The organism is Natronospira sp., from assembly GCF_007134575.1.
Classification (GTDB): Bacteria; Pseudomonadota; Gammaproteobacteria; order Natronospirales; family Natronospiraceae; genus Natronospira; species Natronospira elongata.
The window spans coordinates 1-9,749 of the sequence record NZ_SLKM01000136.1 but is presented as its reverse complement, the minus strand read 5'-3'; the positions used below and the strand labels follow the sequence as shown (position 1 = coordinate 9,749).

General features: G+C 61.7%; 7 protein-coding genes. 3 read left to right on the top strand and 4 right to left on the bottom strand.

Going from position 1 to position 9,749, the window contains the following annotated elements; all coding sequences use genetic code 11:
- On the bottom strand, positions 1-454 hold a 454-nt coding region (locus ACJWXQ_RS05305; protein ID WP_406672322.1), incomplete at its 3' end, for an ABC transporter ATP-binding protein.
- A 223-nt stretch (positions 455-677) separates the two neighbouring features.
- Here ACJWXQ_RS05305 and mnmG point away from each other — a divergent pair.
- The 3 genes from mnmG (at position 678) to ACJWXQ_RS05290 (ending at position 5,961) form a co-directional block, all read left to right on the top strand.
- On the top strand, positions 678-2,573 hold the full coding sequence (gene mnmG / locus ACJWXQ_RS05300; RefSeq protein WP_406672321.1) for a tRNA uridine-5-carboxymethylaminomethyl(34) synthesis enzyme MnmG: 1,896 nt from the start codon (positions 678-680) through the stop codon (positions 2,571-2,573).
- A 155-nt stretch (positions 2,574-2,728) separates the two neighbouring features.
- Entirely contained in the window at positions 2,729-4,129 is a 1,401-nt protein-coding gene (locus ACJWXQ_RS05295; protein ID WP_346050653.1) for a S8 family serine peptidase, read from the top strand.
- Positions 4,111-5,961 carry an integrin alpha gene (locus ACJWXQ_RS05290; RefSeq protein ID WP_406672320.1) on the top strand — a complete coding sequence of 617 codons (1,851 nt, stop codon included), beginning with the start codon at positions 4,111-4,113 and terminating at the stop codon, positions 5,959-5,961. Before ACJWXQ_RS05295 ends, ACJWXQ_RS05290 begins: the two co-directional genes overlap by 19 nt.
- A gap of 123 nt (positions 5,962-6,084) precedes the next feature.
- Here ACJWXQ_RS05290 and ACJWXQ_RS05285 read toward each other — a convergent pair whose 3' ends face one another.
- The 3 genes from ACJWXQ_RS05285 to ACJWXQ_RS05275 form a co-directional block, all read right to left on the bottom strand.
- On the bottom strand, positions 6,085-7,512 hold the full coding sequence (locus tag ACJWXQ_RS05285; RefSeq protein WP_346050655.1) for a DUF945 family protein: 1,428 nt from the start codon (positions 7,510-7,512) through the stop codon (positions 6,085-6,087).
- 142 nt (positions 7,513-7,654) lie between these two features.
- Complete coding sequence (locus tag ACJWXQ_RS05280; RefSeq protein ID WP_346050656.1) at positions 7,655-9,070, bottom strand: DUF945 family protein; 1,416 nt, start codon at positions 9,068-9,070, stop codon at positions 7,655-7,657.
- Between the two features lie 79 nt (positions 9,071-9,149).
- Positions 9,150-9,581, bottom strand: coding sequence for a DCC1-like thiol-disulfide oxidoreductase family protein (locus ACJWXQ_RS05275; protein ID WP_346050657.1), 432 nt, complete (start codon positions 9,579-9,581; stop codon positions 9,150-9,152).
- Positions 9,582-9,749: the final 168 nt, after the last annotated feature.

The following is a 9,749-nucleotide window of genomic DNA, read 5'->3' as shown; positions in this document are numbered from 1 at the left end:
GGAGGATGGTGGAAATCAGCTGCACCTTCTGCTGATTACCCTTGGACAGTGCGCCCAGCTTCTCGGTCGCCCGCTCGCCAAGATCCAGTCGCTCCAGCCACTGGGTGGCGCGCCCACGGGCATCGCGGCGGCTGAGTCCCTGCAGGCGGCCAAAATAGACCAGCACATCCAGTACCGGCTGATCCTGGTACAGCCCCCGTTCCTCCGGCAGATAGCCGAGCTCCGGGCCGGTGATGGCAGCCTGCTCGCCGGCCCGTGCCTGGTAGCGGATGCGGCCGCTGTCCGGTCGGGTAATGCCGATCAGCATCCGCACCGTGCTGGTCTTGCCGGCCCCATTGGGGCCCAGCAGGGCAAAGATTTCCCCTTCCCGGATCTGGAAGTTGAGTCGATCCACGGCGGTGACCGTGGCGTACTGCTTGCGAATGGCCTCGACCGACAGAATCGATTCGGTCACGTTGCTTCCCCCCCAATAGACCCGTCCCCGATCGGGGCAGGCATCGTCCAAAGCGGCTCAATATACCATTCCCGGGCCGGCATTCTCAGTCATGTCGCCGCACTACTCGACTCGAAAGTGCCGACCTTCTTGGCCGCCACCCGCCCTTAGCCCTTATAATGTCAGATTGAGCTGATAGTCAGGCCGATTCCGCCAGCAGGCGGGCTTGGCCGAGGCGGGAATTATGCGCAGGCAATTCGATGTCATTGTTGTGGGTGGCGGTCACGCCGGCACCGAGGCCGCCCTGGCCTCGGCGCGCGCCGGTGCGCGAACCCTGTTGTTGACCCAGAATCTGGACACCATCGGTCAGATGTCCTGCAATCCGGCCATCGGCGGCATCGGCAAGGGCCATCTGACCCGCGAGATCGACGCCCTGGGCGGAGCCATGGCCCGCGCCATTGATCGGGCCGGTATTCAGTTTCGCACCCTCAATGCCAGCAAGGGCCCGGCGGTGCGCGCCACCCGTGCCCAGGCCGACCGCAATCTCTACCGCCAGGCCATCCGCGCCCAGGTGGAAAACCAGCCCGGCCTGTCTCTCTTCCAGCAGGGCGTCGATGACCTGATCATCGACAACGACCGGGTTAGCGGCGTGGTCACCAGCATGGGCCTGCGCTTCGAGGCGCCGGCGGTGGTGCTGACCGTGGGCACCTTCCTCGGCGGACGCATCCACGTGGGCGGCACCCAGAGCGCCGGTGGCCGCGCCGGTGACGCACCCTCCAATGCCCTGGCCGAGAAACTCCGGGCCCGGCCCTTCCGCGTCGGCCGGCTCAAGACCGGCACGCCGCCGCGGATCGACGGGCGCTCCATCGACTTCAGCCGCCTGGAGGAACAGCCCGGCGACGATCCGGCCCCTGTCTTCTCCTATATCGGCTCGGCCGAGGAACACCCCCGCCAGGTCTCCTGCTGGATCGCGCGCACCAACGAAAAGACCCACGAGATCATCCGCGCCCACCTGCACGAGTCGCCCATGTTCACCGGCGCCATCGACGGGGTGGGACCGCGTTATTGCCCCTCGGTGGAGGACAAGGTCGAACGCTTTGCCGACAAGGATTCCCACCAGATCTTTGTCGAGCCCGAGGGCCTCGAGACCCACGAGATCTATCCCAATGGCATCTCCACCAGCCTTCCCTTCGAGGTCCAGGCCGCCTTCGTGCGCACCGTGGCCGGTTTCGAGAATGCCCACATCACCCGCCCGGGTTACGCCATTGAATACGATTTCTTCGATCCCCGCGATCTCAAGCCGAGTCTTGAAACGAAATTCGTGGGCGGGCTCTTCTTTGCCGGGCAGATCAACGGCACCACCGGCTATGAGGAGGCTGGCGCCCAGGGCCTGCTGGCCGGGCTCAATGCCGCCCGCCTGGTGCGTGACCAGGACAGCTGGTGTCCGCGCCGGGACGAGGCCTATCTCGGCGTGCTGGTGGATGACCTGATCACCCGCGGCGCCTCCGAGCCCTATCGCATGTTCACCAGCCGGGCCGAGCACCGCCTGCTGCTGCGCGAGGACAATGCCGATCTGCGCCTGACCCCCATTGCCCGGGAGATGGGCCTGATCGACGATCACCGCTGGGGCGTCTTCGAGACCAAGCGGGAGGCGGTGGAAAAGGAGAAGCAGCGGCTGAACGGGCTGTTGATTCGCCCCAATCAGGTGTCTGCCGAGGAAGCCGAGCGGGTGCTGGGCGGCACGGGGCTTTCCAAGGACCAGCACGCGACCGACATCCTGCGCCGTCCGGAAGTGGACTACGCCGGCCTCACCAGCTTAAGCGCCGTGGGCGAGCCGGTGGCCGACCCGCGGGTGGCCGAGCAGGTGGAAACCCAGATCAAGTACGCCGGCTACATCGAGCGCCAGCAACTGGAAATCGACAAGGCCCGCCGCCACGAAGACACGCCCCTGCCCGAGGATCTGGATTACTCGGCGGTGCGCGGCCTGTCCAATGAGGTCTGCCAACGTCTCGCCGAGGCCCGCCCCGCCACCCTGGGTCAGGCCGGTCGACTCCAGGGCGTCACCCCCGCAGCCATCTCCCTGCTCCTGGTCCACCTCAAGAAGCGCAAGGCCGGCTGGCGTGTGCGGCGCTCGGCCTGAAAAGCCGAGCGGTGCTCGCCACGGCAACCCCCAAATTCCCCCAGCACTCTGATCATTTCTCCAGAAAATTGACTGGCATTTACCTGTCGACTACGTTTTTCTTGTTACTCGGGTAAAACAGTCGAATTCAGACGGGTGACACGCACGCGAATTTTTTGCACTCCATTGAAGGGAGGGGGCATGACGACAGGCAAACATACATTGTAAGTTTTAATCGCGGTGCCGAAATCCCGGCTCACGCCATGCAAGGCCTAGTTAATGGTGTCGCCACTCAAGTCGGCGTGCAGCCAAGCCGTGTTTTTGAACATGCCCTCAAGGGATTCACCGCCGAACTCAATCACGGACAAGCCCAGGCTCTTCGGAATAACCCCAACATTCGGGCCGTGGAGGCTAACACCAAGTTTAACCTCCATCTCGCATCTGGTGATGGCTACGTCCAGTCCAACCCCGACTGGGGATTGGACCGTATCGCCCAGCGCGATCTACCGTTAAACGGCACCTACCAATGGGAGCTGGATGGGGAAGGTGTGCGAATCTATATCCTCGATAATGGTGTACGTGCAAGTCATCAGCGGTTTGAAGGCCGGGTAGAGCGAATCCATGATGAGTTCAACGGCAACGAAGAGGCCTATGAAGATACTTGTCGGGACGACGAAGGCCCGGAACCCTGCCTTATCCCCTCACGTTGTAGTGTCAACTCTGGCTCCGACAGTCCGGCCAACGACGATGAACATTCCGTAATGGGAAACCCAAACGAGCATGGCACCATGGTCGCGGGTCTCGCTGGCGCCTCCGAATTCGGTGTCGCTCGCGGAGCTGACATTAAGGATGTCCGCGCTTTTCGCTGTGATGGACAGCAGTTCCTCTCTGAGATCATTGATGGATTGAATGCGATCGTCGCCGAAGAGCAGAGCGAGGATGGAGTAGCTATCATAAACATGAGTTTCGGCGCCGCCGTGTCAGATCTCGATGGGAACTTCAGCCTGGAGCACGCCATAAGGCAGCTACCTGACAACATCTTGGTCGTTACAAGCGCCGGCAATGCAGGTGCGCCTGCAAGTGATTACTCCCCCGCACGCATGGAGGAAGTGCTCACCGTAGGTGGCACCGACAGTACAGATAATTTTTGGTCGGATTCCAATTCTGGCTCTGCAGTCGATATCCTCGCGCCGGCTGTTCAAGTTGAGAGCGTCGGCGCAGAAAGTGATGATCATACCCTTAAGCGTACAGGGACTTCGCTCTCCGCACCATTGGTTGTCGGCACTGCCGCATTGTTTGCCGAGGCAGGTGGTAAAGAGATTCTCCCGGAACAGGTACGCTACTTGCTTCTGTCGGATGCAACACAAGATCGGCTATCTAACCTTACCTCTGGCACGCCCAACAAGCTTCTCTATCAAGCTGTTTCGGCGGGCAATGGCGGGGAAATTTGTCCAGACGGTGATTGCGGGGATGACGGCGACGATGAAGATGAAGATGATGACGACGACGAGACGCCGCCGCCCATTATCGATTGCCCCTACATGACGGAGGACGGTACATGGGTGCATTGTCCGTAAGGATTTTCCAAAGCCCCCAACATGGCATCAGCCTGGTCCTTCTGGCCGGGCTGCTGCTTGCGGGGCCGGCCGTAGCAAACAGCGACGGCGACTATGAATTTGCCTCCGGGGCCTTTCCGCCGCCTGGGTGGGGTCGCATTGGTGGCGAGATCGCCGTCGGCGAACATTTTGCGGTGGTGCCCTATCCCAATGCCCCGGGCGGTGGGGTTGGTGATGTGGGTGCCGCAATCGTTCTGGCGCCGGATGAAAACGGCCAATGGCGGACGGAATCCAACATCCATGGGGCGGACTTCGGTTTGACCCTATCCAGTCTGATGGGACTGGGCGCGGCGATCTACGAGGATGAAATTTACCTTGGTGGTATTAATGGTGACTGGGCCGCCAGTGGCGACCGCGGCGCCGTCTATCGTTTTCGGCGGGAGCCGAGCACCGGCGAGGTAAGCTTTGAAGGGATTATCGAACGCCCCGAACCTGACACGGTGCATTTTGGTGGCTCGGTGGATGCCGACAGTGGCTGGCTGGCCGTGGGCGCGACCTTGGGTGAATCGACCGATATGACCGGCGCGGTCTATCTTTATGGCTGGGAAGAGGCCACCGGCGATTGGGATTATCGGCAAAAGCTTCTGGCGCCCCAGGAAGACCGGGATGAAAAGGAAGTGACGGATCGTTTCGGTGCGATGGTGGCCCTGAGCTATCCCTGGCTGGCGGTTCTGGCCAGCACCGCTTGGGTGGAGGGTGTTGAACGGGATATCGGTGCCATCTATCTCTATCGCCATGAGCCTGACGAGGGCTGGGTGCTTCATGACAAGGTCCATGACCAGACAACTCCGGAGGGATTCGAATTGCGCGAGACCGGCGGGGGGTTCTTTTTCGATGGAGAGCATTTACTTTTTAGTACGGTAATCCGTACCGCCGACGATGGCCTTTTCAACGAGCGGCGCCTACATGTATGGAAGAGAACGGGGCAGGGCAACGATGCGAGTTGGGAGAAGACGGCTCAGCTGGATGATCCTGATCCGCAGGAGATGCGTGCCAATAACTTCGGATTCTCATCAGCAATCCGGGATGATCGCCTTTATGTCGGCTATCCATCAGATTCAAATGCAAGCGGCGATTTCACGGGCGCGGTCTGGATTTATGACCGAGACGAAACCGCCCCCGAGGGTTGGGTACTCCACCAGCGGATTACCGAACCCTGGCCGAATCCCAGCCCGATTACCAGCAATAGAACAGGTTCTCGACTGGCGCTAATTGGCGAGACCGGCTTCCTCACTCGAGCATCCGGTGTCTTTCTGGACGGCAGTCAGGGCATCACCTGGATCGTGGAGCCGGACGCGCCGCCCGCCGATTTGAGCTGGTCGGATGCTGGCACGGAATCAGGATCGCCCGCGTTTACGCAGCAGTTGCGGGTGGACAATGCCGGCGAGGCGGGGGCCACGAATGTACTGGTGCGGTTGCAGTTGCCAGAGGAGTTGACCCTAACCGGGGCAGATGCGCCCTGCTGGTTTGATGATGATTTCGATGCCGGGGTCTGCTGGATCGAGTACATCGCCCCGGGAGATTTTCGGATCCTGGATCTGGCGCTGGAAACAGAGGCTGATGAAGGCACGGACTTCACGCTGGACCTGCGCATTGCCGCCGACCAGCGCGATCTCTCGCCCGAGACGCGTGACGGCGCATTTTCCCTCAGCGTACCCGCCGCTGAATCAAGCTCTTCTTCCGGCTGCAGTATCGGGCGCGGGCCCTGGGAAGTGCTGATCCTCCTTAGCGCGATCCTGATCGGGCGGCGGCGGTTTGCGGCGTCCGGCCTGAACGGCGCTTACCGCGAATAAATTCGCGCCCACGGTGCCTATTGCCGGTGGCCACGCCACCGTGGGAGCGGATTCATCCGCGATTGATCAGCTAATCCTGGCACCTCGCCAGACCGCTCAACCGCACCATCCCGACGCCTAAACTCAGAAGCGCAGAATCTCGCGCTCATTGATGAACAGCACGCCATCGGCCAGCTCAATATGAATGGCCAGACCGTCATCGGTCTCCAGCAGCATGTCCTGGGCGATGGCCGCATCCAGTTGGCTGTCCATCAGGCGCAGGCTGGCTTCATCGGCCTCTTCATCCAGGGGGCCACCCAGGGTCCACATGGCCAGGGCACGACGGGCCAGTTCCCGGCTGGTGCTGAGCTGGAGTTCACCATCCATCATCCGGAACCAGGCCGCCTCGGCCAGGAAGCCTTCCAGCTGCGCACGGTCCATGGGCCGGGCCTTGGCCTGACCATCGGCCTCGATCATCCCGCCCGGCAGGCTGAGCTGGAGCTGCTGCAGGCGTAAGCCGGGTTCATGGGTGATCAGGTCCAGAATGGGTTCCATGAGTGCGCCGATGTCCTGATCGATGCTTTCCGGATCATCCAGTCGCAGTTCACTGCTTGCCACTTGCAGGCGGGAGAGTGATTCCGGGTGCAGATTGAACAGGTCGATGTCCATCAACAGGGGACCGGCCTCGAACTCATCGGCTTGCAGGGCGTCGATTTGGATCTCGTGGCTCTGGGTCAGCAAGTCATTGCTTTCCCGGGTATCGGTCGCCCACATCAGGCCGCGCATGGTGTTGGGCCCTTCACCGGGCAGCCGCATCTCAATGGCGGCGAGGCGGAGTTCACTGCCACCCACCCAGATATCCGATGGGCCACGGCGTTGGCTCACATCCAGCCAGGGCGATTGCAGATGGACGCCATAGCCGTCGGCGTCAGCCAGATGCAGGGCACCGCCACGCAGCCGCATGCTGACCCGGTCCAGATTGCGGTTGGCCTGGAAATCCAGCAACAACTCGCCTTCATTGACCAGCCGCAGCTCGTCTTCAACCGCGACATCGAAGGCCGCCACCCGCAGGTGACCACGAAGACTGCCGGTCAGACCCAGGTGGGTGGTGCTTTGAAGATCAATGCCGTGCTCGCTGACGGCCGGCAGGCTGTCTCCCAGGCGGCTCTCGACCACGGCAAAACCCGGCCGCCAACGCTGGTGAAAGGGTGCGGGGGCCGTGAACGGAATCGGCCCGTGATGGACCCGCTCATCAATTTCGATAATTGGCCCTTGCCCATCCGGCTGCTCATCCGCCCAGCCCATCTCCTGAATGAGTTCACCCAGAAAGGCGTCATCCACCTGCAGGCTGACGCGGGCGGTGGAGCTGAACCAGCCCCGCTCGAAATCCGTGACCTGGGCACTAAAGCCAGGCTCGGCGGCGAACATGGCCGACCACATCTGCTTGTAGCGGCCCTCCGCCATCATGCCCACGCCGGCTGGCAGTACCAGCACCACCAGCAGCAGGACCAGCAACAGGCCGATCCCCATCCGCCGCAATTTCTTCTGGCTCTTGCTCTTGCCTTTGGCCATGACTCCTTCCCCGTGGCTGATTGTCTGGTGTCCCGGCCCAATCCGGGCCGTCGCAATCCCGATACTTTAGCAGGCTGCGGCCTCGGCAAGAAAAAACGGCCCCAAAAGGGGCCGTTCCATTCAGCACATTCCGGCAATGGGCCTAGAAATGCATCATCTCATCGCCGTTGAGTCGCAGGACCCCGTCTTCCAGCTCAACATGCAGCTCAAGCAGGCCCGCGTCCGTTTCCCGCAGCATGCCCTGATTGATGAAGCCATCGATCTGCTGATCCACCATGGTCTTCGTGTTTTCATCCAGTTCCTCATCGGCCGCCACTCCCATCATGCTGTTGGCGAACAGTCGCTGCAGCAGTGCCCTTGAGGTGCTCAGCCGGCCATGGCCGTTGGCCAGACGACCGAAGCGATCTTCGTTCAGGTAGGTCTCAAGCTGTTCCCGGGACAGTGGCCGTAACTGGATTTCCCCGGCACCGCTGATGCTATCGTCAAACAGGCGGGTATCCATGGAGTTCAGCGTGCTCCCCGGGCGGTGCAGGGCGACTTCGAGCAACGCGTCCAGCCAGTGATCGCTAAAGCTGTCCCCCGCCGCCTCGACACTGTCCTCATCCAGGGCCGGGGCCTCGGCAAAGGCAAGCTGAAGATCCGCCAGGGCCTGAGGGTGAAGATTGAACAAATCATAGTCCACCGAAATGGGGCCGACCTCCAGGGCCGGGCCCGCAATGGCCCCAATGTCGACCGTGTGATTCTGTACCAGGAAATCCTCTCGATTATCAGTCAGCGCCGACCAGGCGAAATCCCTCAATTCAAATGCCGGATCCGATCCCAGCGTCCGCACGCTATCCAGACCAAACTCCACCTCACCCAGCCAGAGCTGGGCCGGACCACGGCGCTGGTCCGAGCGGCCGTCGAAACCTTCCAGAATCACGCCACCAAACTGGCTATCCTCCAGTCGCAATTCATCACTGCCCATCCTGGAGCGGATCCGCTCAAATTTCAGATTGCTCTGAATCTCGACCCGGATCACCCCTTCATTGACCAGTCGCAGACCGTCGCCGACATGGACGTCGAAAGGCATGGCGCGGAGAAAACCGTCCACCCCGCCGAACAGGCCGAGACGAGTGCTGCTGATCACGAAGATGTCATTGTCACGGAAAAAAGGCAGTTCCGAAGCCGGCCGGGTATCCACCACCGCGAAGCCCGGCTTCAGGCGCTGATCCAGGGGCGCGGCGGAGGAAATCGGGAATGGCCCGTGATGGATCCGTTCTTCCAGATAAACCAGCGCGGTGTCACCGGGGCCGGCTTCGGCCATGCCGAACTCCAACAGCCATTCGGATGCCATTGGATCGCTGACCTCGATGCGCACCCGGCTGCGGGCATTGAACCAGCCGCGGTCGTATTCGACCACCTCGGCCTGATAGCCCGGCTCACTGTCCAGCGCGTTTGCCCACAGCGCCTTGTAGCGATGCTCGCTCATGGTCCCAACCGCTACCGGTGCCACCAGCACCAGCAGTACCAGGACGAGGGCACTACCCCCGAGCCAAAGCTTGAGTCGTGATTTCATGTCTTCCCCTTTTGTCTGTCAGTGATGGTCTGTCAATGGAGTGAATGGGTCTTCCGCCTCCCAACGGAAGATGGGGATTCTACACCGCGTCGCTGTCCTTCGACAGCATCCGGGCGCGGACATGGGCGCTGGCGATGCCGCAGGCGTCACGGCGTCCGAACCAGCGATAGCGGCGATTCCCGAACCAGCGATAGAGCCCATCCCTGAGCGGACGAGGGACGAGAATGAAGACGTAGAAAAGCGGCCAGGGCCAGCGCAGGGAGCGCAGGATTTCCAGGATGGCTCGGGAGTGGGAAAAGACCCGCTCACCCCGTATCAGCAGCACACTGTCGAGACCGGGTGGTTTCTCAATGCCCGCCCGGGCAAGGGCGGCCTGTCCCGCTTCGGACTGCAGGGTGGCGAAATAGACCGGCCAATCCCCGCGTCGCCTGACCACGAACGCCGCCCAGCCATTGCAGAGCACGCAATAACCGTCGAATAGCAGGATCGCGCATTCTCTCGGCCTTGCCATGCTTGCACTCCTCGCGCTGCTATGATCAGTTTGCCTGATCAGCGCTGCGAGTATTATCCCTTATGCCGGACCATCAGATCATTCTGATCCTCCTGCTGGCCACCCTGGGGCTCTTCATCTGGGGTCGTTGGCGCTATGACCTGGTCGCCGGCATGGCGCTGCTGGCGG